This window comes from Rhodococcus ruitaii (genome assembly GCF_055230935.1).
On the sequence record NZ_JBUYWC010000014.1, the window covers coordinates 130658 to 156637 of the forward strand.

22 protein-coding genes and 1 tRNA gene are annotated in these 25980 nt (G+C 64.1%); 1 reads left to right on the forward strand and 22 read right to left on the reverse strand.

Annotated features, from left to right (window positions below):
• Positions 1-92 precede the first annotated feature (92 nt).
• Positions 93-584 carry a SixA phosphatase family protein gene (locus ACZI8W_RS18820; protein WP_463370033.1) on the forward strand — a complete coding sequence of 164 codons (492 nt, stop codon included), beginning with the start codon at positions 93-95 and terminating at the stop codon, positions 582-584.
• A 103-nt stretch (positions 585-687) separates the two neighbouring features.
• Here the strand turns inward: ACZI8W_RS18820 and ACZI8W_RS18825 are convergent, their stop codons facing one another.
• The 22 genes from ACZI8W_RS18825 to hadA all read right to left on the reverse strand — a co-directional run bounded on the left by ACZI8W_RS18825 (position 688) and on the right by hadA (position 25927).
• Complete coding sequence (locus ACZI8W_RS18825; protein ID WP_463370034.1) at positions 688-4659, reverse strand: DNA-directed RNA polymerase subunit beta'; 3972 nt, start codon at positions 4657-4659, stop codon at positions 688-690.
• Positions 4660-4774: 115 nt separating this feature from the next.
• On the reverse strand, positions 4775-8281 hold the full coding sequence (rpoB, locus tag ACZI8W_RS18830) for a DNA-directed RNA polymerase subunit beta (protein WP_463370035.1): 3507 nt from the start codon (positions 8279-8281) through the stop codon (positions 4775-4777).
• A 361-nt stretch (positions 8282-8642) separates the two neighbouring features.
• Positions 8643-9494 (reverse strand): hypothetical protein, encoded by an 852-nt coding sequence (locus ACZI8W_RS18835; protein WP_463370036.1) that lies wholly within the window; start codon positions 9492-9494, stop codon positions 8643-8645.
• A 91-nt stretch (positions 9495-9585) separates the two neighbouring features.
• Complete coding sequence (locus ACZI8W_RS18840; protein WP_463370080.1) at positions 9586-10185, reverse strand: hypothetical protein; 600 nt, start codon at positions 10183-10185, stop codon at positions 9586-9588.
• Positions 10186-10232: 47 nt separating this feature from the next.
• Positions 10233-11480 carry an MCE family protein gene (locus tag ACZI8W_RS18845; RefSeq protein WP_463370037.1) on the reverse strand — a complete coding sequence of 416 codons (1248 nt, stop codon included), beginning with the start codon at positions 11478-11480 and terminating at the stop codon, positions 10233-10235.
• A complete protein-coding gene (locus tag ACZI8W_RS18850) occupies positions 11477-12778 on the reverse strand; it encodes an MCE family protein (RefSeq protein WP_463370081.1) in 1302 nt (433 codons plus the stop codon). Before ACZI8W_RS18850 ends, ACZI8W_RS18845 begins: the two co-directional genes overlap by 4 nt.
• Before the next feature lie 29 nt (positions 12779-12807).
• Positions 12808-14070 carry an MCE family protein gene (locus tag ACZI8W_RS18855; RefSeq protein ID WP_463370038.1) on the reverse strand — a complete coding sequence of 421 codons (1263 nt, stop codon included), beginning with the start codon at positions 14068-14070 and terminating at the stop codon, positions 12808-12810.
• On the reverse strand, positions 14070-15068 hold the full coding sequence (locus ACZI8W_RS18860) for an MCE family protein (protein ID WP_463370039.1): 999 nt from the start codon (positions 15066-15068) through the stop codon (positions 14070-14072). Before ACZI8W_RS18860 ends, ACZI8W_RS18855 begins: the two co-directional genes overlap by 1 nt.
• Positions 15065-16144 carry an MCE family protein gene (locus ACZI8W_RS18865; RefSeq protein WP_463370040.1) on the reverse strand — a complete coding sequence of 360 codons (1080 nt, stop codon included), beginning with the start codon at positions 16142-16144 and terminating at the stop codon, positions 15065-15067. The genes ACZI8W_RS18860 and ACZI8W_RS18865 overlap by 4 nt, the downstream gene beginning before the upstream one ends.
• Positions 16141-17511 (reverse strand): MCE family protein, encoded by a 1371-nt coding sequence (locus ACZI8W_RS18870; RefSeq protein WP_463370041.1) that lies wholly within the window; start codon positions 17509-17511, stop codon positions 16141-16143. Before ACZI8W_RS18870 ends, ACZI8W_RS18865 begins: the two co-directional genes overlap by 4 nt.
• Positions 17508-18368, reverse strand: a complete 861-nt coding sequence (locus ACZI8W_RS18875; RefSeq protein WP_463370042.1) for an MlaE family ABC transporter permease — start codon at positions 18366-18368, stop codon at positions 17508-17510. Before ACZI8W_RS18875 ends, ACZI8W_RS18870 begins: the two co-directional genes overlap by 4 nt.
• Before the next feature lie 4 nt (positions 18369-18372).
• The gene (locus tag ACZI8W_RS18880; protein WP_132471730.1) at positions 18373-19164 is read right to left on the reverse strand and encodes an MlaE family ABC transporter permease; all 792 of its coding nucleotides are present in this window, start codon (positions 19162-19164) and stop codon (positions 18373-18375) included.
• 8 nt (positions 19165-19172) lie between these two features.
• Positions 19173-20258, reverse strand: coding sequence for an ABC transporter ATP-binding protein (locus tag ACZI8W_RS18885; RefSeq protein ID WP_463370082.1), 1086 nt, complete (start codon positions 20256-20258; stop codon positions 19173-19175).
• Between the two features lie 338 nt (positions 20259-20596).
• Positions 20597-20983 (reverse strand): 50S ribosomal protein L7/L12, encoded by a 387-nt coding sequence (gene rplL, locus ACZI8W_RS18890; RefSeq protein ID WP_169689996.1) that lies wholly within the window; start codon positions 20981-20983, stop codon positions 20597-20599.
• 126 nt (positions 20984-21109) lie between these two features.
• Positions 21110-21637, reverse strand: coding sequence for a 50S ribosomal protein L10 (gene rplJ, locus ACZI8W_RS18895; protein WP_463370043.1), 528 nt, complete (start codon positions 21635-21637; stop codon positions 21110-21112).
• 418 nt (positions 21638-22055) lie between these two features.
• Positions 22056-22769, reverse strand: a complete 714-nt coding sequence (rplA, locus tag ACZI8W_RS18900) for a 50S ribosomal protein L1 (protein WP_463370044.1) — start codon at positions 22767-22769, stop codon at positions 22056-22058.
• Positions 22770-22853: 84 nt separating this feature from the next.
• Entirely contained in the window at positions 22854-23288 is a 435-nt protein-coding gene (gene rplK / locus ACZI8W_RS18905) for a 50S ribosomal protein L11 (protein ID WP_463370045.1), read from the reverse strand.
• Between the two features lie 79 nt (positions 23289-23367).
• A complete protein-coding gene (gene nusG, locus ACZI8W_RS18910; RefSeq protein WP_463370046.1) occupies positions 23368-24183 on the reverse strand; it encodes a transcription termination/antitermination protein NusG in 816 nt (271 codons plus the stop codon).
• Between the two features lie 48 nt (positions 24184-24231).
• On the reverse strand, positions 24232-24657 hold the full coding sequence (secE, locus tag ACZI8W_RS18915; protein WP_463370047.1) for a preprotein translocase subunit SecE: 426 nt from the start codon (positions 24655-24657) through the stop codon (positions 24232-24234).
• Between the two features lie 33 nt (positions 24658-24690).
• Positions 24691-24763, reverse strand: a tRNA-Trp gene (locus ACZI8W_RS18920).
• A gap of 179 nt (positions 24764-24942) precedes the next feature.
• Positions 24943-25368: a (3R)-hydroxyacyl-ACP dehydratase subunit HadB gene (gene hadB, locus ACZI8W_RS18925; protein ID WP_463370048.1), complete on the reverse strand. Its 426-nt coding sequence runs from the start codon at positions 25366-25368 to the stop codon at positions 24943-24945.
• The gene (gene hadA, locus ACZI8W_RS18930; protein WP_463370049.1) at positions 25355-25927 is read right to left on the reverse strand and encodes a (3R)-hydroxyacyl-ACP dehydratase subunit HadA; all 573 of its coding nucleotides are present in this window, start codon (positions 25925-25927) and stop codon (positions 25355-25357) included. Before hadA ends, hadB begins: the two co-directional genes overlap by 14 nt.
• Between the last annotated feature and the right edge of the window lie 53 nt (positions 25928-25980).

Genomic DNA, 25980 nt, shown 5'->3' on the forward strand with positions numbered 1-25980 from the left:
TCTCGTGCTTCGCAAGACACACTCGGCCATGCGCGACGCAGGAAGTCGGCGTCGGCGTACCGGTTCGGGCACGCAGCCCCTACGGTGGGATGATGACCCGCACCCTGATCTTGCTGCGCCACGGGAAGTCCGCGTATCCGGACGACGTGGACGATCACGAGCGCCCCCTCTCTCCACGCGGCCGACGAGAGGCAGGGCTCGCCGGTCGATGGATACGAGCCAACCTGCCCGAGATCGACGCAGTGCTGTGCTCCGACGCGACACGCACTCGGAAAACCCTCGCGGAAGCCACGATCGACGCACCCGCCGACCATCGCGCGACGCTCTACGGGGCCACTCCTGAAGGTGTCATCGCGGAGATCCGCTCGGTGGACCCGAAGATTCACACCCTGCTCGTGGTCGGGCACGAGCCGTCGCTGTCCGAGACAGCGCTGTCCCTGGCCACCGACCACAACAGCGACATCGCGCAGCAGCTCGCCGAGAAGTTTCCGACCTCCGCACTTGCGGTCCTCACCGTTCGAGGCAGCTGGGAAGACCTCGAGCCGGGCCGTGCCGAACTGACAGACTTTCACATCGCCCGCTGAGCGGCGTGTCGGGACAGCCCGCTGAGCACGGCTTTGCCCCCGGAAACCACAAAGGTCCCGCCCTGAAGAGAGAGGGCGGGACCTTTGTGACTACGGCAGTGAGCTACCGGTAGTCGTTGGAGTAACCGTAGTCATCCAGTGGCACTGCAGCACCGGTGTTCTGGCCGAAGCCGTCCGGTGAGTAGTACTGGTCGTCGTACGCCGGGATGGCGTACGCGGCAGCACGGGCTTCCTCGGTCGGCTGAACCTGGATGTTCCGGTACTTGTTGATGCCGGTACCGGCCGGGATCAGCTTGCCGATGATCACGTTCTCCTTGAGACCGATCAGCTTGTCCGAGCGGCAGTTGATGGCCGCGTCGGTCAGCACGCGAGTGGTCTCCTGGAACGAGGCGGCCGACAACCACGAGTCGGTGGCCAGCGACGCCTTCGTGATACCCATGAGGACCGGGCGACCGGCAGCCGGCTCGCCACCTTCCGTGACCACACGACGGTTGGCAGACTCGAAGTCGCTGCGTTCGACAAGCGAGCCGGGCAGGAACTCCGTCGCGCCCGAATCGATGATCGTCACGCGACGCAGCATCTGACGAACGATGACCTCGATGTGCTTGTCGTGGATCGACACACCCTGGCTCCGGTAGACCTCCTGGACCTCGTGGACCAAGTGGATCTGAACCTGGCGGGGACCCATGACGCGCAGCACCTCGTGCGGATCGGCAGCACCTTCGAGGAGCTGCTGACCGACGTCCACGTGGTCGCCGTCGCCGAGGACGCCCTCGGTGCCGTCGGCCTTGCGGATCACGTGCAGACGCTGCCGCTTCGACAGTTTGTCGTAGACGACCTCTTCGCCACCGTCGTCGGGGATGATCGTGATCTTGTAGAAACGATCGTCGTCCTCGAGGCGGATGCGTCCGGAGACGTCGGCGATCGGGGCCTTGCCCTTCGGAATGCGGGCTTCGAACAACTCCTGAACGCGGGGCAGACCACCGGTGATGTCCTCACCGACGCCACCCTGGTGGAACGTACGCATCGTCAGCTGCGTGCCGGGCTCACCGATCGACTGGGCTGCGACGATACCGACGGCCTCACCGATGTCGACGAGTTTGCCCGTCGCCATCGAGCGACCGTAGCAGGTCGCGCAGACGCCCGTGCCGGTGTCGCAGGTGAGAACCGAGCGGACCTTGACTTTCTGGATACCGGCTTCGAGGAGGGCCTCGATTGCGGGATCGCCGAGGTCGGAGCCGCGTTCGACGACGACGTTGCCAGCGGCGTCGAGTGCATCCGTCGCCAGCGTGCGGGCGTACGTGCTCGTCTCGATGTGGGCGTCGCGGACCAGCTTGCCGGTCTCGTTGCCCTGTGCGTCGCGCTCGGGCTCGGCGATGACCATCTCGATGCCTCGCGGCGTGCCGCAGTCGACCTCGCGGACGATGACGTCCTGCGAGACGTCCACCAGACGGCGGGTCAGGTAACCCGAGTCTGCGGTACGCAGAGCGGTATCGGCCAGACCCTTGCGTGCACCGTGCGTGTTGATGAAGTACTCGGCGACGGTCAGGCCCTCGCGGAACGAAGACTTGATCGGGCGGGGAATGAACTCGCCCTTCGGGTTCGTCACCAGGCCCTTCATGCCCGCCAGTGAGCGGATCTGGGTCATGTTGCCTGCAGCGCCGGACTTCACGATCGTCGGGATCGGGTTGTCGTCCGGGTAGTGCGCCTCCATGACCTGGCCGACCTCTTCGGTCGCTTCCTGCCACAGCTTGACGAGCGAATCACGACGCTCGTCCTCGGACAGCTTGCCTCGGTCGTACTGTCGCTGGATCGAGTCGGCCTGTCCCTCGTAGCGCTCGAGGATGTCCTTCTTCTCCGGCGGAACCAGCACGTCCGACATCGCGATGGTGACACCCGAACGCGTGGCCCAGTAGAAGCCCGCGTCCTTGAGCTTGTCGACGGTCTGCGCGACGACGATCATCGGATAGCGCTCGGCAAGATCGTTGATGATCCCGGCCTGACGCTTCTTCGGCATGATGTCGTTGACGAAGCCGTAGTTCACCGGCAGGAGCTCGTTGAACATCACGCGACCGAGGGTGGTCTCGGCGAGCCAGTCCTCGCCGTGATGCCATCCTTCGGGGAACAGTTCGTTCTCGATCTCCCGCGGCGGACGCTGCTGCGACAGACGCACCCGGATGGGAGCCTGCACCGAGAGCGCACCGCGGTCGACGGCCATGATGGCCTCGGCCGGCGACGAGTACACGCCCAGCTCCGGCTCGTCCGCCGACGCAGGCTTGTACGCGCCCACGGCGTCCTCGACGAGTCGGGTCAGGTGGTACAGACCCGTCACCATGTCCAGACGCGGCATCGCGAGCGGGCGCCCCGATGCCGGCGACAGGATGTTGTTCGACGACAGCATCAGGATGCGTGCCTCGGCCTGGGCCTCCGCCGACAGCGGCAGGTGCACGGCCATCTGGTCACCGTCGAAGTCGGCGTTGAACGCCTCACACACGAGCGGGTGGAGCTGGATGGCCTTACCCTCGACGAGCTGCGGCTCGAACGCCTGGATGCCGAGGCGGTGCAGCGTAGGTGCACGGTTCAGCAGCACCGGGTGCTCGTTGATGACCTCTTCGAGGACGTCCCACACCTGCGGGCGCTGCCGCTCGACCATGCGCTTGGCCGATTTGATGTTCTGTGCGTGGTTCAAGTCCACGAGGCGCTTCATCACGAACGGCTTGAACAGCTCGAGAGCCATGAGCTTCGGCAGACCGCACTGGTGCAGCTTGAGCTGCGGACCGACGACGATGACCGAACGGCCCGAGTAGTCGACACGCTTGCCGAGCAGGTTCTGGCGGAAACGACCCTGCTTGCCCTTGAGCAGATCGGACAGTGACTTGAGGGGGCGGTTGCCCGGTCCGGTCACCGGCCGGCCGCGACGACCGTTGTCGAACAGCGCGTCGACGGACTCCTGGAGCATCCGCTTCTCGTTGTTGACGATGATCTCGGGAGCACCGAGGTCGATCAGTCGCTTGAGGCGGTTGTTCCGGTTGATGACACGGCGGTACAGGTCGTTCAGATCGGAGGTCGCGAAGCGGCCACCATCGAGCTGCACCATCGGACGCAGCTCCGGCGGGATCACCGGAACCGCGTCGAGAACCATGCCCATCGGCGAGTTACCGGATTGCTGGAACGCCGCCACGACCTTCAGACGCTTGAGCGCACGGAGCTTCTTCTGCCCCTTACCGCTGCGGATGATCTCGCGCAGCAGTTCGGCCTCGGCGTCGATGTCGAAGGTCTCGATGAGCTTCTGGATCGCCTCGGCACCCATCGCACCGGTGAAGTACTCACCGTAGCGATCCTGCAGCTCGCGGTAGATCAGCTCGTCGACGATGAGCTGCTTGGACGCGAGCTTCGTGAACGTCGTCCAGATCTCGTCGAGACGATCGAGCTCACGCTGAGCGCGGTCGCGCAGCTGACGCATCTCGCGCTCGCCACCGTCCTTGACCTTGCGACGGACGTCAGATTTCGCGCCCTCTGCCTCGAGCTCGGCCAGGTCGGCTTCGAGCTTCTGTGCGCGGGCCTCGAGATCGGCGTCGCGCTGATCGGCGACACCCTTCTTCTCGACCTCCATCTCGGCTTCGAGCGTCGAGAGCTCGTTGTGACGGAGCTCGTCGTCGACCGAGGTGATGACGTACGCGGCGAAGTAGATGATCTTCTCGAGATCCTTCGGGGCGAGGTCGAGCAGGTAGCCGAGACGGCTCGGCACACCCTTGAAGTACCAGATGTGGGTCACGGGTGCGGCCAGTTCGATGTGACCCATCCGCTCACGACGCACCTTGGCGCGGGTCACCTCGACACCGCAGCGCTCGCAGATGATGCCCTTGAAGCGGACACGCTTGTACTTACCGCAGTAGCACTCCCAGTCCCGGGTGGGGCCGAAGATCTTCTCGCAGAAGAGGCCGTCCTTCTCGGGCTTGAGCGTGCGGTAGTTGATGGTCTCCGGCTTCTTGACCTCGCCGTACGACCAATTACGGATGTCGGCCGCGGTGGCCAGACCGATCCGGAGTTCATCGAAGAAGTTGACGTCGAGCACGTAACTTCCTTTCCCCTGTGCGGGCTTTGTTGCTGCTAGTTGTCGCTATCGCTGCCGGGGCTCGATGCGGCACGCGCCCGGTGTGACTCGGTGGCGTACCGCATCGGTTCGGCTCCTAGTTCGCGAGGTCGTCGACCGTGGCCGACTCGTTGCGGGAAAGGTTGATGCCCAGATTGGCTGCTGCCCGCTCCAGATCCTCGTCGTCACTGTCGGCCATCGCGATGGCAGCGCCGTCGCTGGACAGCACCTCCACGTTGAGGCACAGCGACTGGAGTTCCTTGAGGAGCACCTTGAACGACTCCGGGATGCCGGGCTCGGGGATGTTCTCGCCCTTGACGATCGCCTCGTACACCTTCACGCGACCCACCACGTCGTCGGACTTGATCGTGAGCAGCTCCTGCAGCGTGTATGCGGCGCCGTAGGCCTGCATGGCCCAGCACTCCATCTCACCGAAGCGCTGGCCACCGAACTGGGCCTTACCACCGAGAGGCTGCTGCGTGATCATCGAGTACGGACCGGTCGAACGCGCGTGGATCTTGTCGTCGACCAAGTGGTGCAGCTTGATGATGTACATGTAACCGACCGCCACCGGGTACGGGAACGGCTCGCCCGAACGACCGTCGAACAGCGTCGCCTTGCCGTCGGCGCCAACCATGACCTCGCCGTCGCGGTTCGGCAGCGTCGACGACAGCAGACCCGTGAGCTCCTCTTCGCGAGCACCGTCGAACACCGGCGTGGCGATATTCGAGTCGGACTCGGCAGCGAGCATCTCTTCGGGCAGGTTCTGTGCCCAGTCGGGACGCGACCCGTCGCCGGCGACCTGCACGTTCCAACCGGCCTTGCCGATCCAGCCGAGGTGAGTCTCGAGGATCTGGCCGATGTTCATACGACGCGGAACACCGTGCGTGTTCAGGATGATGTCGATGGGAGTGCCGTCGGGCAGGAACGGCATGTCCTCCTGCGGGAGGATCTTGCCGATGACGCCCTTGTTACCGTGGCGGCCGGCGAGCTTGTCGCCGTCCTGGATCTTGCGCTTCTGCGCCACGTACACGCGGACGAGCTCGTTGACACCCGGAGGCAGGTCGTCGTCGTCCTCGCGGGAGAACACGCGAACACCGATGACCTTGCCGGTCTCGCCGTGAGGAACCTTGAGCGAGGTATCGCGGACCTCGCGGGCCTTCTCACCGAAGATCGCGCGGAGCAGGCGCTCTTCCGGGGTCAGCTCGGTCTCGCCCTTGGGAGTGACCTTGCCGACCAGGATGTCGCCGTCGCGGACCTCGGCACCGATACGAACGATGCCGCGCTCGTCGAGGTCTGCGAGGACCTCGTCGGAGACGTTCGGGATATCGCGAGTGATCTCCTCGGCACCGAGCTTGGTGTCGCGGGCATCGATCTCGTGCTCCTCGATGTGGATCGAGGTCAGGACGTCCTCTTCCACGAGGCGCTGCGACAGGATGATCGCGTCCTCGTAGTTGTGGCCTTCCCACGGCATGATCGCGAGGAGCAGGTTCTTGCCGAGTGCCATCTCACCGTTCTCGGTGCAGGGTCCGTCGGCCAGAACCTGGCCGGCCTCGACACGCTGGCCCTCGTCGATGATCGGGCGCTGGTTGGAGCAGGTGCCCTGGTTCGACCGGTCGAACTTGCGCAGGCGGTAGGTACGGCGGGTGCCGTCGTCGGCCATCACCGTGATGAAGTCGGCGGAGACCTCCTCGACCACACCGGGCTTCTCGGTGACGATGACGTCGCCGGCATCCACCGCGGCGCGCAACTCCATGCCGGTACCGACGACCGGGGCCTCGCTGCGGATCAGCGGCACAGCCTGACGCTGCATGTTTGCACCCATGAGGGCACGGTTGGCGTCGTCGTGCTCGAGGAACGGGATCATGGCCGTCGCGACAGACACCATCTGGCGCGGCGAGACGTCCATGTACTCGACGGCGTCGGCGCCGACGTACTCGATCTCCGCACCCTTCTTACGGACGAGCACGCGATCCTCGGCGAACGTGTTGTCCGCTGCGATCGGCGAGTTCGCCTGCGCAATGAGGAAGCGGTCTTCTTCGTCTGCCGTGAGGTAGTCGACCTGGTCGGTGACGACCCCGTCGACGACCCGGCGGTACGGGGTCTCGATGAAACCGAACGGGTTGACCCGCGCGTACACGGACAGCGAACCGATCAGGCCGATGTTCGGGCCTTCAGGGGTCTCGATCGGGCACATGCGGCCGTAGTGCGACGGGTGAACGTCGCGGACCTCGAGGCCGGCACGTTCACGCGACAGACCGCCGGGGCCCAGTGCCGAGAGGCGACGCTTGTGCGTCAGGCCCGACAGCGGGTTGTTCTGGTCCATGAACTGCGACAGCTGCGATGTTCCGAAGAACTCCTTGATCGCGGCCACGACCGGACGGATGTTGATCAGGGTCTGCGGTGTGATCGCCTCGACGTCCTGGGTCGTCATGCGCTCACGAACGACGCGCTCCATGCGGGACAGGCCCACGCGGATCTGGTTCTGGATGAGCTCGCCGACGGTGCGCAGACGACGGTTACCGAAGTGATCGATGTCGTCGACCTCGACCGGGACTTCGACTCCGTCCGGAGCGGTCATCCAGTTCTCGCTCGCGTGCAACCGCACGAGGTACTCGATGGTGGCGACGATGTCTTCCTCGGTGAGGGTCGACGCCTCGATCGGACGGCCGATGTTCAGGCCCAGCTTCTTGTTGATCTTGTAACGACCCACGCGCGCCAAGTCGTAGCGCTTGTCCTTGAAGAAGAGGTTCTCGAGGAGCGTCTGTGCGCTCTCCTTCGTCGGCGGCTCACCCGGACGAAGCTTGCGGTAGATGTCGAGGAGAGCCTCGTCGGTCCCCGCCGTGTTGTCCTTCTCCAGCGTGGACATCATGATCTCGGAGAAGCCGAAGCGCTCCACGATCTGCTCGGTCGACCAGCCGAGCGCCTTGAGCAGCACGGTGACGGGCTGACGACGCTTGCGGTCGATTCGCACACCGACGGTGTCGCGCTTGTCGACGTCGAACTCGAGCCATGCACCGCGACCGGGGATGACCTTGACGCTGTGCAGGTCCTTCTCGGTGCTCTTGTCGACGGACTTGTCGAAGTACACACCGGGCGAACGCACGAGCTGCGACACGACGACACGTTCGGTGCCGTTGATGATGAAGGTGCCCTTGCCGGTCATCATCGGGAAGTCGCCCATGAAGACCGTCTGGCTCTTGATTTCGCCGGTGTTGTTGTTGATGAACTCGGCCGTGACGAACAGCGGAGCCGCGTACGTCATGTCCTTGTCCTTGCACTCCTCGACGGAGGCCTTCACCTCGTCGAAGCGCGGGTCGGAGAAGGAGAGGGACATCGAGCCCGAGAAGTCCTCGATCGGCGAAAGCTCGGCGAGGATCTCTTCGAGACCACCGGCGACGCTGCCGTCACCACGATCAGCAGCCTTCGCGCGCCAGCGCTCCGACCCGATCAACCATTCGAAGGAATCTGTCTGTAGATCGAGGAGCCCGGGAACTTCGAGTGGTTCGCGAATCTTCGCGAACGAAACCCTCTTCGGGGCTCCGGGGATTCCGGCAACTGCCTTGGTCTGGCTAGAGACTGCCAAGATGCGTCCTTCCAGCACCTCACGCGGGTCGCTCCAACCGGTGCGACCGCCGCTGTACCTGCTTCTTCATGTGGGGCGTTTCGGCTGGTCGCAACCCGAACGAAACCCCGCCGAAGAATCCGATGAAGTCGCTCTCGACGAACGATTCACGGGCTCACAGGTCGAGGTGTGGACAGGAGGCAGCCAGCGCAAAGAACCAACTTACACCGAACACACGAAAATGTCCACGGGGGTGCCTCAAAGAAACCTGGAGGCGACATTGCGGAGTCGGTATCGCACAGGCGTACCGATAGAGTGACGTCTCACGTCGTTCCCGTCAAGAGTCCTCAGCCCCCGGTGTCACACCCACAACGCGACCGACTGTCCGAGTGGGACCTGCCTACTGATCACGTATTTCCGAGACGAGCCAGCGACCATCCGCCTTCTCCATCCGCACCAGCAGCGGCGCCGCCGCACTCCCCTGCGCCACTCCGTCCCCGGTCGCGCTGACGTTGATGTATGCCGCGACCTCGGCGTGGGACTCATCGACCATCCGTGCGCCGATGTGCGCCACATTCACCTCCGTGACGGTGCGGGTCTGCACTGCGGCGTCTTTGGTGACCTGCGCGGTCGAGTCGAATTCCGCGCGGCGCTCGTCTGAGAGCAGATCACGGATCTCGGCGAAATCCTCGTCGATCGTCTCGAAGTCGTATCCGTGTATCGCCTCGATCGCGTGTGCCGCGGCGTCGGTCACCGCTGCGGTATCAGCCTGGTCGACCCACGCAACATTGCTGTCGGATACTCCCGGGCGAAGGGCTGCCACCACCGCGAGCACACCCAGGACGACGGCCACCGCGCCCACCGCGAACACCGGCATCCATGTCGATCTCGGCTTCTTCTCGTAGGGGGCCTGGGGCGGAGGGTCGGTCTGCAGTGGAGTCTCGTCCGGCGAAGTCTCGTCCGGCGGAGTCTCGTCCGGCCTCGGTGCGACCGTCCCTTCCGGAGGCGCCGTCCTCACCGGATCTACCGACTCTGTCGGTTCGGCCGACGCAACCTCGGCCTTCTCATCCGGGCCGGACGACTCGAGCGCGTCGACCCGGTCGGGCTGCTCGATACGATCGGATTCACCGCTCGACGAAGCCGGGCCGCTCGGGGTGATCGGGCTGCTGCTCGATTCGGTCCGGGGGCGGGACGTACCGGCGATCTTCGGTCGACGGCGCGGCGGTCCGGGATTGCGTCGCTGCGGTGGCACTAGTCGTTCTCCTTCATCGGCTCCCTGTCACTGCTGTACGAGCCGTCACTGCTGTACGAGCCGTCACTGCTGTACGAGATGGTGCTGTCGATCATGGCGCTGGAGCCTGCTCCGCTGGTACAGATTCTGCGGGCCCAGGTTCCGCAGGCACAGGTTCTGCAGGCACAGTCCCTTCCGGCGCCGGCTGCGCTCCCGGAGCCGGGCCCTCCTCCATCCCGACCGACCCGAGAGGCTCGATCGTCACCGCTTTCCAGACGTCGCCGTCCTTCGCCATCGAAGCGTTCACCGAGACCTTGTTGACGGTGAAGTACTCGGGGGTCGACGTACGCACCGCGAGCACGACGAGCGCTTTCGCCTCATCGTCGTCGGTGTTCAGTTCGGTCAACGACCCGAACAGCACCTCCGCAGACATGCTGGTGCCGGTCGCGGCTACCTGATCCCGGATCTGCTGCTCGGTCGCGGCGAGATCGCCCAGCAGCGCATCGCCGGTGATCGACGAGCGCATGTTGTCGAGCGAAGCATCGACATCCTGCGCGTCGACACTGTTGAGGTTGATCGTCGCCTGAAACGCCCCTGCCAACGCGGCATCGCGCGTGTCGGCCACCGAACGATCGACGATCAGCGCCTTCGCCCATCCGAATCCGAACCACGCGACGGCCACCAAGGCGACCACCGCCAGCACGCTCACGATCGACAGGGCGACGGTTCTTGCTCTCACTCCAATAACCTACTCACTGCTCACTTCGGGGTGACTCCGAGAAGCGGCGCCAGCTGCGTCGCCACCGGATTCAGATTGAGCTTGTCGGGATCCTTTTTCGGCGTGAAATCCCATGGCTGGATCGTCGCGGGATCGGCAAACACGATTCGGTTCGCGCTGCGCACGCCCGTCACACTTCCCTGCGGCGCCTCACACGACGCTTCCGTGTTGAACGGGAAGTCCTGCGCGTGATCGTCGAAGTTCGGGTCCTCCGCACGCATCTGCTCGATGATCTCGTACGTTCCCTCGTATCCGAGCGTGCACGACGGCGGGTTGTTCGTCTCCAGCACGATGCCCTGCCTCACCGTACCGTCGCCCGGGGCCACCGTTCCGGCGCTGGCAGCCACGGCCGGAAGAAACGCCAGCAGTGGTTGCAGTGCAATCGCTTGAGGCGCAAGGGTCTCACCGAGCGCGGCGAGGTTGGTCAGGTCCGCGGTCAGTCCCGGGCCGGAGTCTGCGATCAAGCGGTTCAATTCATCGCTCGCGGAGGTTCCGGTCTCGATGAGCCGGCGGATATCGGGGTCACTGTCGCGCAGTTGCGCGGTGATCAGGTCGAGATCGGAGCTGAACTGCTCGATCGCGGACGACTGCTCGGACTGGGTGTCGAGCACGGTCCGGCTGTCGCGGATCAACGTGACGGTCTGCGGCAGGTATTCGACACCCGAGTCGCTGAGCTGCGCGAGTGAATCGACGAGTACCTGCAATTCGTCGCCGCGGCCGTCGAAGGCGGCGCCGAGTTCGGTGACGACGGTGTGCAGCGCGTCCGTCGGCACCGAGCGGGTCAGTTCGTTGGTGCTCACCAGCAGGTCCTCGACGGGCACGGGAAGATCTTCGGCTGTCGATTCGATCACCGAGCCGTCGACGAGGTACGGACCGTCGTCGGTGGGTGGCCGAAGATCGACATACTGCTCGCCGATCGCCGATCGGTTCGCGACCACTGCCTGAGCCGATGCGGGGATGTGCGGTCCGCCGTCGTCGAGTTTCAATTCGACGTCGATGCCGTCGCTGGTCAGCGAGAGGGTACCCACCCGACCGACCGGGACACCTCGATAGGTGACTTCCGCATTCTTGAATACACCACCCGAACTGGGGAATCGGGCATTGACGGTGTATTGGCCGAACCCCATGAGATTGTCCAGTCGCACGTAACGGGCGCCGACGAACACCGTGCCGAGCAGTGCGATGACGACGAAGACCACAAGTTGAATCCGTACCAGGCGCGATCTCATCGGTCACCCCCGATTCCGAGCTGATCCATCAGGCCCTCCAGCGGATTGGGCGGCGGGGGCGGTGCGGGCGCACGGCTTCCGCCGGCCTCCCCGATGCCGGGTATCTCTATGCCCTCCGGCAGTGCAACACCGTCCGGGAGGGTCAGGAGGTCGGGGAGAGTCGGAGCGGGCAGCAGTGGCACCAACGACACCGTCGGCCACCCCACATGCGGCCCGTTTCCGTCGTAGTAGGGGTTGGACGGGTCGATGACAGGTTTCGGATTTCCGAACTTGGGCTGCCGGTAGACGGGCTCGCCCTGCCCCACCCCCAGTGAGGCGAGCGCGTCGCCGATCTGCAGGTCGACGACCAGGAACAGGTTCATGGAACCGCCCACGATGATGTCTTCGACGCTGTCCGGGAACGGAACCGTCGGGATGAACGACAAGGACTGCACGAGATCGTCGCCCGACGCAGCGAGTGCCTGCAGAGTCGGACGCAGCGCGAGCAGGTCGGCGATGAGATCGTCCTTGGACTGATCGAGAATATCCGTGCCGACCGTACCGAGGCGATCGAGCTGCACCAAGAGTTGTGTGAGCTCCGGCCGCTGCTGTTCGAGTACCTCCGTCGCCACCGGTAGGTCGTCGAGGATCGCGGCGACCTGATCGTTCTGCGCTGCAACCCGCTCGGACAACGCATCGAGGCCATCGATCGCGCGGGTGATGTCGTCTCGCTGCTGGTCGAGTCCGGTGATCAGAGTTTCGGCCTCTTCGATGAGACTGCGCGTCGTGCCTTCACGACCTTCGAATGCCATCGACAACTCGTCGATCACCGGAGCGAGCTGACCGACACCGCCACCGTTGAGCAGCAGCGACAGGGCTCCGAGCACGGGCTCGATCTCGGTGGCGTGCCGTGTGCGTTCGAGGGGAATGGTGGCGCCGTCGACGAGTTCGCCTGTCGCCGGCTCGTTCGACGGCGGTGCGAGCTGCACGAACTTCTCACCCAGCAGACTGCTCTGCTCGACGACAGCGACGGTGTTTGCTGGCAGAGCAGCCTCGGAGTTGAGGACGATCCCTACGTCGGCGGTCCATCCCTCACCCGCCACGTCGATCGACTCGACGCGACCCATCGGCACGCCGTCGACCTTGACGGTCGACTGTGGCACCAGATCGAGGACGTCGTCGAATTCGATACTGACCCGGATCGGATCGTCGCCGAGACCAGCGCCGCCGGGCAGCGGAACATCGTATATTCCTCCGCAACCCGAGACCGTCACTGCGACGACGCATGCCCCCACACCTGCGATCGTCGAACGCGGCAGGCTCGTCCGTCCATGGGCCACCGTGCGCCTCACTGGCCGCCTCCCTGTCCGCTCAGGTCCAGCCGCGGCGACACGACGCCCGGTACCGTGCCCGGGACGACCTGCCGCTGGATGTTCTCACCGCTCATGATTCCGAACGGCAGGATCAGATCCGGGGACCTCGTATCCTCGGTGATCTGCCCCATGATCTCGCCGCAGTGGTCGATCACGGGCTGCATCTGTCGCCCCAGCGCTTCGAATTCGGGATCGCCGGGCATCAGCTTCCCGACGTCGATGAGCTTGCATACGGCCCCTGCGGGGTCCTGCAGATCCGGCAGCACCAGGCGCGACGACAACGAACCTGATTCCGCGTCGTACGAGTTGACGAGATTGCTCACCGCGAGCGGGAGCAGCGTCAAGGAGTTCACGAGCGACTCGCGATTGTTCGCGAGGTTCTCCGTGACGGGAACCAAGGCGTCGACGTTGTCCTTGATCGCGTCCTGGTTGTCGCGCACGAACGTCGTGACGTCCCCGAGGGTCATGGAAAGCTGCTCGAGGGCTTCACCGAGATTCTGGCGTTCCCCTGCGAGGAAGCCCGACAGGTCGGCGAGTTGGGTGTTGAACTGTCGTACCTGCTGGTCGTTGGCCGCGAGCGCACTGACGAAGACCTGCAGATTCTCGATCGTTCCGAACAGATCGCCACGCGATTCGTTGAGTGTGCGAGCGGCAGCAGACAACTCGTCGATGGTCTGGCCGAGAGCCGCACCGTTGCCTTCGAGGTTCTCAGCTCCGACCTCCACGAATTCGGTCAGTGCACCGTCGGAGTTCGCGCCCTCCGGCCCGAGCGCCCGCGCCAGTTCGTCGATGCTCGCGTACAGCTCGTCGACTTCGACGGGAGTGGCGGTCCGTTCGCGATCGATGACGGCGCCGTCACTCATCGTCTCGCCGCCGGAGTAGGCAGGGGTGAGCTGGACGTAACGGTCGGCGACCACGGAAGGCGTGATCTGCACTGCCCTGGCATCGACCGGGATGTCCACCCCGCGATCGATGCGCATCTCGACCTCGACGAGCTCGCCCTGGGGTTCGACCGAGGTGACGCTTCCGACCTCGACCCCGAGAACCCGCACGTCGGATCCTTCGTAGATGCCGACGGCCTTGTCGAAGTAGGCGGTGACCGTCGTCGTTCCGGCTCTGGTGAACACCCACCACAGCGCACCCGCGACCACGAGCGCCGCGGTCACCGCGAGGGCGACGAGCGCAATGCGGGCGCGACCGCTCCGATTCGGAGAATCAGTGTTGTCGGCGTGTGCCATCAGTTCCCACCTCCCAGGGTGCGACCCGGCTCGCGGTAGCCCGGAATCTCGGGCAGGCCCGGCGGGGTGAGGTTCACGACGACCTGATCGAACCAGCGCCCGTTGCCCACCACGTTGGAATACAGACGCACGAACGGCTCGTACAGCTTCATGGCCCGGTCGAGGTTGTCGTTGTTGTCCTGCAGGATCTGCACCACACCCCGCAGGTTGTCGAGAGCAGGACCGATCTGTTCCTGGTTCTCGACCACGAGCGCCGAGAGTTCCGTCGAGAGCCGTTTGGTTCCGTCGAGCAACTGCGAGATGGCTTGCTGACGGTTGTTGAGCTCGGTGATCAGCAGAGCGCCGTCGCTGAGCAGGCGATTGAACTCGGTGTTCCGGTCGGCGAGGATCTGCGACACGTTTCCTGTGGCTTCGAGGAGTCGCTTGAGTTCCTTGTCGCGGCTCGCGATCGTCTCCGACAACCTGCTCACACCGTCGAGTGAGGCGCGGATGTCGTCGGGGGTCTCGGAGAACGCGTCGGCCAGGGTCTCGAAACTCGTTGCGAGCTGATCGGAGTCGATGTCGCCGAGCGTCGTGGCCGCGGACGAGAACGCCTCGATCACGTCGTAGGGCGCGACTGTGCGGTCCAGCGGAATGCGGTCGTCCGGGTCGAGGACCTCGGCGCCACTGGGATTGAGCGCGAGGTATTTCTGTCCCAGGATCGTCTTGATCTGAATCGAAGCCGACGTGTTGTCGCCGACCCACGCGTCCTGAACCCGGAAGGAAACGACGACGCGATCACCTTCGAGTTCGACGGCGTTGACGGTGCCGACCTTGACACCGGCAATACGGACCTCGTTGGTGGGCTTGAGCCCTGCGGCCTCGCTGAACTCGGCCTTGTAGGTCGCCCCGGCTCCGATGATCGGCAGCGAGTCGAGAAAGAAGGCGGACAGTGTCGCCAGCAGAATCACGACGATGCCGAGGGCACCGGAGGCTGCCGGACTGCGGCGTGTACTCATCGTCCCTGCAACTCCTGCATCCCCTCCTGCGAGCACCGCTGCGCCGCATTCGTATAGATGGGCTGGTTCACGGTGGGTAGCCCTGTGGGGAGATTCAAGTAGGGCACCGAGCCGGGTCCTGCGATGATGTCGATACCGCACAGGTAGAACTGGAACCACGACCCGTAGCTCGCGACACGGCCGAGTTTCTCGAGCTTGACCGGCAGATTCGCGAGCACGTCGTTCACCTCACCGCTGTTCGCGTTGAGATTTCCGGTCAGCTCGTCGAGCGCGGTGATCGACTGAGTGACCGACGAACGGGTCGGCTCCAGTACGTCCGCCACCGCATCGGTCAGGCCCGCGAGGGACTGCACCGACGAACCCACGGTGTCGCGATCCGCGGCGAGACCGCTGACGAGTGCCTGCGTGTTCACCAGGAGCGAGTCGAGTTGTTCGTCGCGCTCGTCGATCGTGGTGAGGACGGTGTTCAGGTTGTCGATGACGGCACCGATCACCGCGTCCTTGTCGGCGATCGTGTTCGTCAGGCTTGCGGTGCTGCGCACGAGATCGCCGATGGTGCCCGCTTCGCCTTGGAAGACCTGGATGATCTGGAACGAGAGTTTGTTGACATCGTCGGCGCTGAGCGTCTGGAACAGTGGGCGGAACCCGTCGAACAACGTTGTGAGGTTGACGGCGGGCCGCGTCCGTTCGATGGGGATGGTCTCCCCTTCGGTCATGCGTAGCCCCTGGTCGCCGTCGCCTTGCCCCAGCGCGATGTAGCGCTGACCGACGAGATTGCGGAAGCGCAGAGCTGCGGTCGATGTGGCGGGAAGCCAGTCGCGCTGTTCGACGGAGAACGTCACGCGGGCCTCGCGTTCGTTGACGATCGCGATGTCGTCGACCTGCCCGACCTTGACGCCGGCGATGCGCACGTCGTCGCCCTCGTTGAGTGAGGTGACATCGGAGAACACGGCGTGGAACTTCGTTCCGCCGCTTCCCCCGATGCTTGCGATGGTGGCGGCGAGAACCCCGGTCGCGAAGATGGTGACCACGGCGAACACGATCAGTTTGATCAGCGGTGCGGCAAGACCTCTCATCGGAAACTCACCTCCGCGCCACGAAGTGCGGGGGCGCCCAGCCGTGTCGTCCACGCCGGGACATCCTGCGGGGCGATCCCGGTGGCCTGACCGTAGATCACGTCGAGGGTGTCCTGCTCGGCCCGCGAACCCTCGTACGACACCGGGGTCGCGGGGTCCGAACCGGACAGTCCGATGATGGTGTCCACGTCGTCGGGCACACCAGATCCCTCGGGTGCCGGGAGCATCGGGATCGATTCGGGGCCCGGATTGCGGGAGGGTACCTGGTAGGAGCCGTCGTTGATCGAGCCACCGGGGTACTGCGGAAAGAACCGGCCAGGCTCGGTGACCTGGTCGTAGCAGGCGGGACCGCGGGTGTCCAGCAGGCGCGGTTCGTCTTGATTCGGCAGGTAGCGACCCTTGGGATTGGTGAACTGGATGTTTGCGCGCGCAGCGGGGAACGGCTTGTCGGCGTTGAGCAGCGCCACCGCGGCCGGCTTGGCTTCGGCGAACCCCCGGAACGTGCATTGGAACGACGGCGAGTACCGCGCGAGCAGCTGCAGTGCTTCTTTGGAGTCCGCGGCAATGCTGATCAGCGAGTTCGCGTTGGTCTGCAGGAAATCCGCGGTCGCCGCGGAGGCACTCGTCGCGCTGGCCAGCAGGGTCTGGATCTGATTCTGTTGCTCGACGACGGTGGCACCGGTGGTGCGGAGGTTGTCGAGTGCGTTGATGAGGTCCGGAGCTGCTTCGGAATAGGTCTGAGTGAAATCGGCGAGCCCGCGCAGGTCTTCCTGCAGTGTCGGTAGTTCCACGTTGACCTCTCGGAAGATCCGCTCGAGGTTGTCGACTGTTCGGCCGAGAGTCTCGCCTCGACCGCTGAGCCCCTGGGCAAGTGCACCGAGGGTGTTGGCGAGGTCCTGCGGGGGAATCGCCTGCAGCAGCGGCAGCAATCCGTCGAGTACCTCGCCGAGTTCAGCGGTCTTCTCGCTGGTGTCCTGCACGAGAACATCGCCTGCCTGCAGCGAACGGCCGGGATCGTCGGGGATGATCAGCGACACGTACCGCTCACCGAAGAGCGTCTTCGGCAGAAGCTGACCCGTTGCATTCGCCGGGACGAGATCGGCCTGGTTCGGGTCGATCGCGAGCTTCAGGGTGACCTGGTCGCCCGATGCGCTCGCCGACCGCACCTCCCCCACGATCACACCCCGCACCTTGACGTCGGCATTCTTGGGCAGTGCGTTGCCGACACTGTCGGTGAGGAGTTCGACCTCGACGACCGTCTTGAAGGTCTTGTTGTACATCGCGATGGTGCCGGCCACGAACAGCGCGAGCACCAGGAAGAAGACCAGACCGAGCGTGCGGCGCCGCAGAGTCGTTGTGTCGCTCATCCGGCCACCCTCACCGTCGTGCTCGTGCCCCAGATCGCAAGACTCAAGAAGAAATCGAGCACCGCGATGGTGACGATCGCCGTCCGTACCGCACGCCCGACAGCCACACCGACACCCGCGGGTCCGCCGCTCGCGTGGAATCCGTAGTAGCAGTGGATGAGAATCAGCACGAACGCGAACACGAGCACTTTCGCGAACGAATAGAGTACGTCTTCCGGTGGGAGGAACAGGTTGAAATAGTGGTCGTAGGACCCGGCCGATTGCCCGTTGAACAGGGTGCTGATCGTCCTGGTCATGAGATACGCGGCCAGCAGGCCGACGATGTAGAGCGGGATGACCGCGACGAAACCGGCGATCATTCGGGTGGTCACGAGGAACGGCACCGACGGGACGGCCATCACTTCGAGGGCATCGATTTCTTCGCTGATCCGCATCGCACCGAGTTGGGCGGTGAAACCACAGCCGACAGTCGCCGACAAGGCGAGTGCCGCGACGATCGGCGCGAGTTCACGGGTGTTGACGTAGGCGGACAGGAAGCCGGTGAGCACCGACGACCCGAGTTGTTCGAGAGCCGCGTAGCCCTGCAACCCCACGACGACACCGGTGAATCCGGACATCATCGCAATGACGCCGATGGTGCCGCCGATCACGGCCAGCGCACCGCTGCCGAAGGTGACCTCGGCCAGGAGCCGCAGCACCTCTTTGCGGTAGTGCGTGATCGTCCGCGGAATCCACCCGACCGCACGCGCGTAGAACGACATCTGTTCGCCGGCGCGGTCGAGCATGTTCAGTGGTGCGCGCAGCACTCTCCGACCGCGGATCAGAACGAGATCCCCGCGTCCCTTGGCGATTGTCATCGGTTCAGGACCCCTTCGCCGGAACGACCTGCAGATACACCATCGTCAGGATCAGATTTGCAAAGAACAGCAACAGGAAGGTGATGACGACGGTCTGGTTCACCGCTTCGCCGACGCCTTTCGGACCGGGACCCGGGTTCAGGCCCTTGTACGACGCGACGACGCCGGCAATGACTCCGAATACCGCCGCTTTGAGTTCTGCCACGTACAGGTCGGGAAGTTGCGCCAGGGCCGAGAAGGACGCCAGGTACGCGCCCGGAGTTCCGTCCTGCAGGATGACATTGAAGAAGTACCCACCCGCAATGCCGACGACCGAGACCAGTCCGTTGAGCAACAGGGCGACCAGCACCATCGCGAGTACGCGCGGCACCACCAGTCGCTGGATCGGGTCGATGCCCAGCACCTTCATCGCGTCGATCTCCTCGCGTATGGTGCGAGACCCGAGATCGGCCGTGACTGCCGAACCTGCCGCACCCGCGATCAACAATGCGGTCACGATCGGGCTGCCCTGCTGGATCACTGCGAGCACACTTGCTGCACCGGTGAACGATTCCGCGCCGAGTTGCTTGATCAGCGACCCGGTCTGCAGCGACACGACGGCACCGAACGGAATGGCCACCAGCGCAGTGGGGAGGATCGTGACGCTGGCGATGAACCAGGCCTGTTCGATGAATTCCCGGAACTGGAACGGACGCCGGAAGGTGTTGCGAACGACATCGACGAACAACTCGAAGATGTTTCCGGCTTGCGTGAGCGCGCCGTGCACTGGGCGCACGAGCGAGGTACTTCCCCCCATCTGGTCTCCTACTTCAGGCCGTGAGGCTGGTCGTATCCTTCTGGCGAGTACACGGGAATCACCTGGGTGTCGTCGTCGCGGTAGTCGTGATCGGGGTAGGCCGTCGCTGCGCTCTCCCCCTCGAGCGACTCGACGATCGCGGCCTGAGCCGCGGGCGGCAGCGTGTGCAGGATCTGCCGCACGCGTTCCTGTCGACGCCGCACCGCTTGGCGTTCCGGCATCCCCGGGGTGGCGTGCATCTGCGGAACGATGCCCTCGACATCGTCGACTCCACCGGCGTGGTGACCGGCATCCACGAGCGCCTGCTCGTGGGCCATCTGCGCTTCGTCCTTCTCTTCGGACATGCCGATGGGGCCGATCATGGTGCCGTTGAGGAACTGCTTGACCACCGGCTCATCGGACGTGAGCAATACTTCGCGCGGGCCGAACATCACCAATTGCCGGCGGAACAACATCCCGATGTTGTCGGGCACTGTACGAGCCAGATTGATGTTGTGCGACACGATCAGAATCGTCGCGTCGATCTCCGCGTTGATATCGATCAACGTCTGCGAGATGTACGTCGTACGCACCGGATCGAGACCCGAGTCCGGCTCGTCGACGAGGATGATCTCGGGATCGAGAACCAGTGCGCGGGCAAGCCCGGCGCGCTTGCGCATACCTCCGGAGATCTCACCGGGAAGCTTGTCCTCCGCGCCGAGCAGACCGACGAGTTCGAGCTTGCTCATGACGATCTTGCGGATATCGGATTCCGATTTCTTGGTGTGCTCACGCAGCGGGAAGGCCACGTTGTCGTACAAGTTCATCGAACCGAACAGCGCGCCGTCCTGGAACAGGACGCCGAAGAGCTTCCGGATCTCGTACAGATCCTTGCTCGAGCACTGAAGGATATCGGTTCCGTCGATGGTGATCGAGCCTTGTTCGGGCCGCAGCAGGCCGATCAGCGACTTGAGAAACACCGACTTGCCCGTACCGGACGGACCGAGCAGCGCACTGACCTCGCCGGCCGGAAGTGTCAGCGACACGTCCTGCCAGATCCGCTGCGAGCCGAAGGACTTGGTCAATCCTTCGACGGAAACCTCTACGCCCACGATTACCTCCACACTGTTACGACACCGTCTACCCCTGTGGGTTGGGCCACTCTATCGCATCGAAGTGGTAACTGTGACAGTGAATACTACTAGTGAGTAAGTTGGCAAATTATCGCGCCTCGCATAGGCAGACTTACGCCATGACCTGCACAGATACATAGTAAGTACCGTATTCGGAAAACTTCCCAGATGGGGTCGGAACACGCTGAGGATGCCGAAATCGGAAACAGATTCGGCACGAACGACGAAAGCCGCCCCCGCGGATTCGACATCCGTGGGGGCGGCTTCACGTTCGCGCCGCTACGCGGGCGCACACTCGCGTGCGAGTGTGAGGGACCGTCCTACTTGACGGAAACCTTGGCGCCGGCCTCTTCGAGCTTGGCCTTGGCAGCGTCGGCCGCGTCCTTGGCAACCTTCTCGAGGATCGGCTTCGGAGCACCCTCGACGAGGTCCTTGGCTTCCTTCAGGCCCAGGCCGGAAACGAGCTCGCGCACGACCTTGATGACCTGGATCTTCTTCTCGCCGGCACCTTCGAGGATGACGTCGAACTCGTCCTGCTCGGACTCGGCCTCAGCAGCAGCGGCCGGAGCGCCGGCAGCAGCAACGGCAACCGGAGCAGCAGCGGTGACCTCGAAGGTCTCCTCGAATGCCTTCACGAACTCCGAGAGCTCGAGCAGGGTCAGTTCCTTGAACGCGTCGAGCAGCTCTTCGGTGGTGAGCTTCGCCATGGTGGCGGTCCTTCCTGGTAAGTCCCACGTCGCTGATCCGCGACCGATTGGGAGGGTGCGTGCCGGAGCACGCATGGTTGTATCTGTTTTCGCGGTGATGCAGATTCGCGGTGATGCGGATCAGCGTCAGGCGGCTTCTTCTGCCGCCTTCTTCTCCTGCAGGGCGGCCGCGAGGCGAGCCACCTGGGAAGCGGGAGCGTTGAACAGGCTTGCGGCCTTTGCCAAGTTGCCCTTCATCGCGCCGGCGAGCTTGGCCAACAGAACCTCGCGGGACTCGAGGTCCGCGATCTTGTTGACCTGGTCCACGGACAGCACGTCGCCGTCCATGTACCCGCCCTTGATGACGAGTGCCTTGTTGTCCTTCGCAAAGGCCTTGAGGGCCTTCGCAGCGTCCACCGGCTCGCCCTTGACGAACGCGATGGCGGTCGGACCGACGAACAGATCGTCGAGACCCTCGACGCCCGCCTCAGCGGCGGCGCGCTTGACCAGGGTGTTCTTGGCGACGGAGTAGGTCGCACCCTCTCCGAGCGCGCGACGCAGCTCGGTCAGATTTCCCACCGACAGGCCACGGTATTCCGTGACCACAGCGGCCGTCGAGGTCTTGAACTGCTCGGTGATCTCCTCAACTGCGGAGACCTTCTCGGGCTTTGCCATACTTCGCCTCCTCTCAGTTTCAGTCGTTTTCCCGGCGTCCCGAACGGGACGTCCCACCTGCGACAGGCGTTGGGCCGAGAAACGACGAACGCCCCGGCGCAGGGCGCACGGGGCGTAGAGGGAGAAGGCGGTGAATCCGGCGTACGCCCGAAGGCTCGGTGTACGAATTCTCTCGCATCTCCCCTAACCTCGTCCTCCTGCGTGGGCCGCCGGACAAATCCGGACCTTCAACCGATTCCGAACGCGGAAAAGGTGACCAACGGTCTTGGGTAGAACATGATCGGGGTGAAGATCGGCACAATGCCGAACTACGTCGTAAACAATAGCGGAGAGCAGGGCCGGAATGCAAAACGGTCGGCACGGAGCGATCCGTGCCGACCGGAGAGTGCGTCTGTACGACGAAAGGTGCTCCCGCAGCCTATTCGGCGGCCTCGAGGAGGTTACGCGTGCGCGCCGGATCCACCGGGATGCCCGGTCCGGTGGTCGTCGCGATCGTGACCTTCTTGACGTAGCGGCCCTTCGCGCTCGACGGCTTCGCACGAAGCACCTCGTCGAGAGCAGCAGCGTAGTTCTCGACCAGCTTTGCCTCACCGAACGAGGCCTTGCCGATCACGAAGTGCAGGTTCGAGTTCTTGTCGACGCGGAAATTGATCTTTCCGCCCTTGATGTCCGTCACAGCCTTCGCGACGTCCGGGGTGACCGTACCGGTCTTCGGGTTCGGCATGAGGCCGCGCGGACCCAGAACACGAGCGATCCGGCCGACCTTTGCCATCTGATCGGGGGTCGCGATGGCGGCGTCGAAGTCCGTCCACCCACCCTGGATCCGCTCGATCAGGTCCTCGGCACCGACGACATCCGCACCGGCAGCCTCGGCCTCTGCGGCCTTCTCGCCGACAGCGAAGACGACGACGCGGGCAGTCTTACCCGTGCCGTGCGGCAGGTTCACCGTGCCGCGGACCATCTGGTCCGCCTTGCGCGGGTCCACACCGAGACGCATTGCGACCTCGACCGTGGCGTCGTAGTTCTTGGACGTCGTTTCCTGAACCAGCTTCGCTGCATCGAGCGGGCTGTAAAGGGTGTCCGGGTTGATCTTCTCGGCGGCGGCGAGGTAAGCCTTGCTGCGCTTTGCCATGTTGTTTCCTAACTCTCACCCAGGGTGAATGGTTCGGGAGTGGTGCGGGCCTGGCCGGCCCTCCCACACGTGCTTGTCGCCAGGTCAGCCCTCGACGGTGATCCCCATCGAGCGCGCCGTGCCGGCGATGATCTTCGCGGCGGACTCGATGTCGTTCGCGTTGAGGTCTTCCTGCTTGGTCTTCGCGATCTCGCGCACCTGATCCATGGTCACCTTGGCGACCTTGGTCTTGTGCGGCTCGCCGGAGCCCTTCGATACACCGGCAGCCTTGAGCAGCAGCTTGGCAGCCGGAGGAGTCTTCAGCTTGAAGTCGAAGGAGCGGTCTTCGTAGACCGTGATCTCGACCGGCACCACATTGCCGCGCTGCGACTCGGTCGCCGCGTTGTAGGCCTTGCAGAACTCCATGATGTTGACGCCGTGCTGACCCAGCGCGGGACCGACCGGCGGAGCCGGGTTGGCCTGGCCGGCCTGGATCTGGAGCTTGATGAGCCCGGCGATCTTCTTCTTCTTGGGGGGCATCTCTATTCCTAGTTTCTTGCTCGGTGTGGTTCTTGCGTATTCCTACTGCAAGCTTTCGGGTGTCGACACGCTCAACGGATCAGAGCTTCGAGACCTGAGTGAAGGACAGCTCCACCGGAGTCTCGCGACCGAAGATCGACACCAGGACCTTGAGTTTCTGCTGTTCGGCGTTGACCTCGCTGATCGACGCGGGCAACGTGGCGAACGGACCGTCCATGACGGTGACCGACTCTCCGACCTCGAAGTCGACCTCGATAGCCGGCTTGGTCGCGACTGCGGGCGCCTGCTCGTCCGCCGCGGGCGCGCCTGCGGCGGGCTTCTTCTTCGCCTGCTGCGGAAGGAGGAACTTCACGACTTCTTTGATCGTCAACGGCGACGGCCGGGAGGTCGCACCGACGAATCCGGTGACACCGGGCGTGTTGCGCACCGCGCCCCACGATTCGTCGTTCAATTCCATGCGCACCAGGATGTAGCCGGGCAGCACCTTGCGGTTGACCTGCTTACGTTGTCCGTTCTTGATCTCGGTGACCTCTTCGGTGGGAACCTCGACCTGGAAGATGTATTCGCTCAGGTCCAGATTCTGCACGCGGGTCTCGAGATTGGTCTTCACCTTGTTCTCGTAACCGGCGTACGAGTGGATCACGTACCAGTCGCCCGGCTCGAGGCGCAGCTGCTTCGCGAGCGCATCTGCAGGATCGACCTCGTCGGCGGTCTCGGTTTCGACCGACGCGCCTGCCTCCGCTGCCTCGTCGGTCGCGGGGTCGTCGACGACCGCCTGATCCGCAGCTGCCTCGTCGACAACTGCCTCGTCGACAACTGCTTCGTCGACAACGACCTCGTCCGAAACGCGCTCGTCGGCCGAGGGCTCGTAGGAGTCGTTCTCGGGGGTGCTCACCGGGGCACTTTCCTCTCGTCGATCACAATTTGCCGGCGCGCGTACGCGCTAGCCGAACAACCAGTTGACGCCCTGACCGAAGGCCAGATCCAATCCGAAGATGATCGCGGTCATGACGGTCACGAATGCAATGACGACGAGCGTGTAGGTCGTCAACTGCGCGCGATTCGGCCAAATCACCTTGCGGAGTTCCGCGATGACCTCACGAATGAACCTACGCAAGCGTTTGAAGATGTTCTCGGGCTTCTGCTGACCGGCCCGGTCGGCCGATCCGACCGCGGACCGGCGGGAATGTGAACCCTCGTTGTCGACAGAATCCGATGTCTGCGCTGCGCCGGATCGGCGAACTGCGCGCTTACCACTCGGACGCGATACCGAAGAGGAAGCGTCGGGGGTTGCGCCGGTTTCCGTTCCAGCGTCACCGGGTGCAAACCCTCCGGTGTCGCCTTCGCGCCTACCGCGCTCCTCGCTCACATCGTTCCTCTCGGTCGCTGGGCAGTCCGGGTGCAGGGGCGACAGGACTTGAACCTGCAACCTGCGGTTTTGGAGACCGCTGCTCTGCCAATTGAGCTACGCCCCTTTGGCCGATCATCGGTATCGAATCCTCGACACCTCGCAGATCGGCCGATCTGCGACCACATGACACGCGCGCCACTCCGCCGGTACGTCCAAGTACCGAAGAGCAGCGCGCTGCGCTATGCGATCCCAGAAGCCCAAGTGTACTTCATTGCCCCGGGACTACCCAATCCGCTCGGCCCGTCAGGCCAGGCGGACCGTTGCCGTGGCCCGCCCGAAGATCTTGCGTCCTTCGGACTTCGCCACGATCGCGACCACTGCTGTCTTACTGTCCGGGTCCACCGACTTGATCTTGCCGGTGAACTCGATTGCGGCGGCCTTGTCGGCCTCCACGAACACAGGGCTCGTGAACCGAACGTTGTATTCGTCCACGGCACCCGGGTCACCGAGCCAGTCGGTGACGAAGCCGGCGGCGATACCCATGGAGAGCATGCCGTGCCCCACCACGTTGCGCAAACCGGCAAGTTCGGCGATCTGGTCACTCCAGTGGATCGGGTTGGGATCACCCGACACACCGGCGTAGTTGACCAGGTTTCCGCGTGTCAGCGTCACGACGCGCGAGGGTAGTTCCTCGCCGACCGTCACGTCGTCGAAACTACGGCGTGTCATGCATCATCACATCCTTGACGGCCTCCGCGATGTTCGCGTCGACCTCACCTCCCGTGCGACCGACAAGCGTGGTCCACGTGGTCAGCACAAGGTTGTCGTACTGATCCGTGATGACGTTCTTGGTGGTGATGATGTCGCTACCGGCCGCCTGACGGAATCCGTCGAGGTGCACGTCGCAGAACAACCGATCGCCGACCTGGATGGGGCGGTGGAAGACCAAACGCTGATCGGTCTGCATGATCTGGCTGAGATCGTAGCCCGGAACTATTTCCTCGAACAGCTTTCGCTGCGCGATCATCCCGATGATCGACACGAAGGTCAGCGGCGCGATCAGTCCGTCGTATCCGAGACCTTTGGCCGCCTCTTCGTCGTGATGAGCCGGGTGCGAGTCGAGGACGGCGCGAGCGTATTCACGGACCTTCTCGCGGCCGACCTCGTAGAAGTCATCGACCCGGTAGTGGTGTCCGACCATGGACGCGGCGTGCGCCGAGACATCGAACGGGATCCCGGCCCGTTCGGTCACGTCCACGGGTTGCTCATTCACAAGAATGTCTGTCATACGCAAAACCTCCGCAATTCCGCTCGACGCCTAACGGCGTGGGCGGCACTGCG

Excerpts from the sequence above, each read along its gene's own strand:
- ACZI8W_RS18820 (WP_463370033.1), top strand. The coding sequence starts at position 93 with ATGACCCGCACCCTGATCTTGCTGCGCCACGGGAAGTCCGCGTATCCG.
- ACZI8W_RS18845 (WP_463370037.1), bottom strand. The coding sequence starts at position 11,480 with ATGAGATCGCGCCTGGTACGGATTCAACTTGTGGTCTTCGTCGTCATC.
- ACZI8W_RS18855 (WP_463370038.1), bottom strand. The coding sequence starts at position 14,070 with ATGGCACACGCCGACAACACTGATTCTCCGAATCGGAGCGGTCGCGCC.
- ACZI8W_RS18860 (WP_463370039.1), bottom strand. The coding sequence starts at position 15,068 with ATGAGTACACGCCGCAGTCCGGCAGCCTCCGGTGCCCTCGGCATCGTC.
- ACZI8W_RS18865 (WP_463370040.1), bottom strand. The coding sequence starts at position 16,144 with ATGAGAGGTCTTGCCGCACCGCTGATCAAACTGATCGTGTTCGCCGTG.
- ACZI8W_RS18870 (WP_463370041.1), bottom strand. The coding sequence starts at position 17,511 with ATGAGCGACACAACGACTCTGCGGCGCCGCACGCTCGGTCTGGTCTTC.
- ACZI8W_RS18875 (WP_463370042.1), bottom strand. The coding sequence starts at position 18,368 with ATGACAATCGCCAAGGGACGCGGGGATCTCGTTCTGATCCGCGGTCGG.
- ACZI8W_RS18880 (WP_132471730.1), bottom strand. The coding sequence starts at position 19,164 with ATGGGGGGAAGTACCTCGCTCGTGCGCCCAGTGCACGGCGCGCTCACG.
- rplL (WP_169689996.1), bottom strand. The coding sequence starts at position 20,983 with ATGGCGAAGCTCACCACCGAAGAGCTGCTCGACGCGTTCAAGGAACTG.
- rplJ (WP_463370043.1), bottom strand. The coding sequence starts at position 21,637 with ATGGCAAAGCCCGAGAAGGTCTCCGCAGTTGAGGAGATCACCGAGCAG.
- rplA (WP_463370044.1), bottom strand. The coding sequence starts at position 22,769 with ATGGCAAAGCGCAGCAAGGCTTACCTCGCCGCCGCCGAGAAGATCAAC.
- rplK (WP_463370045.1), bottom strand. The coding sequence starts at position 23,288 with ATGCCCCCCAAGAAGAAGAAGATCGCCGGGCTCATCAAGCTCCAGATC.
- hadB (WP_463370048.1), bottom strand. The coding sequence starts at position 25,368 with ATGACACGCCGTAGTTTCGACGACGTGACGGTCGGCGAGGAACTACCC.
- hadA (WP_463370049.1), bottom strand. The coding sequence starts at position 25,927 with ATGACAGACATTCTTGTGAATGAGCAACCCGTGGACGTGACCGAACGG.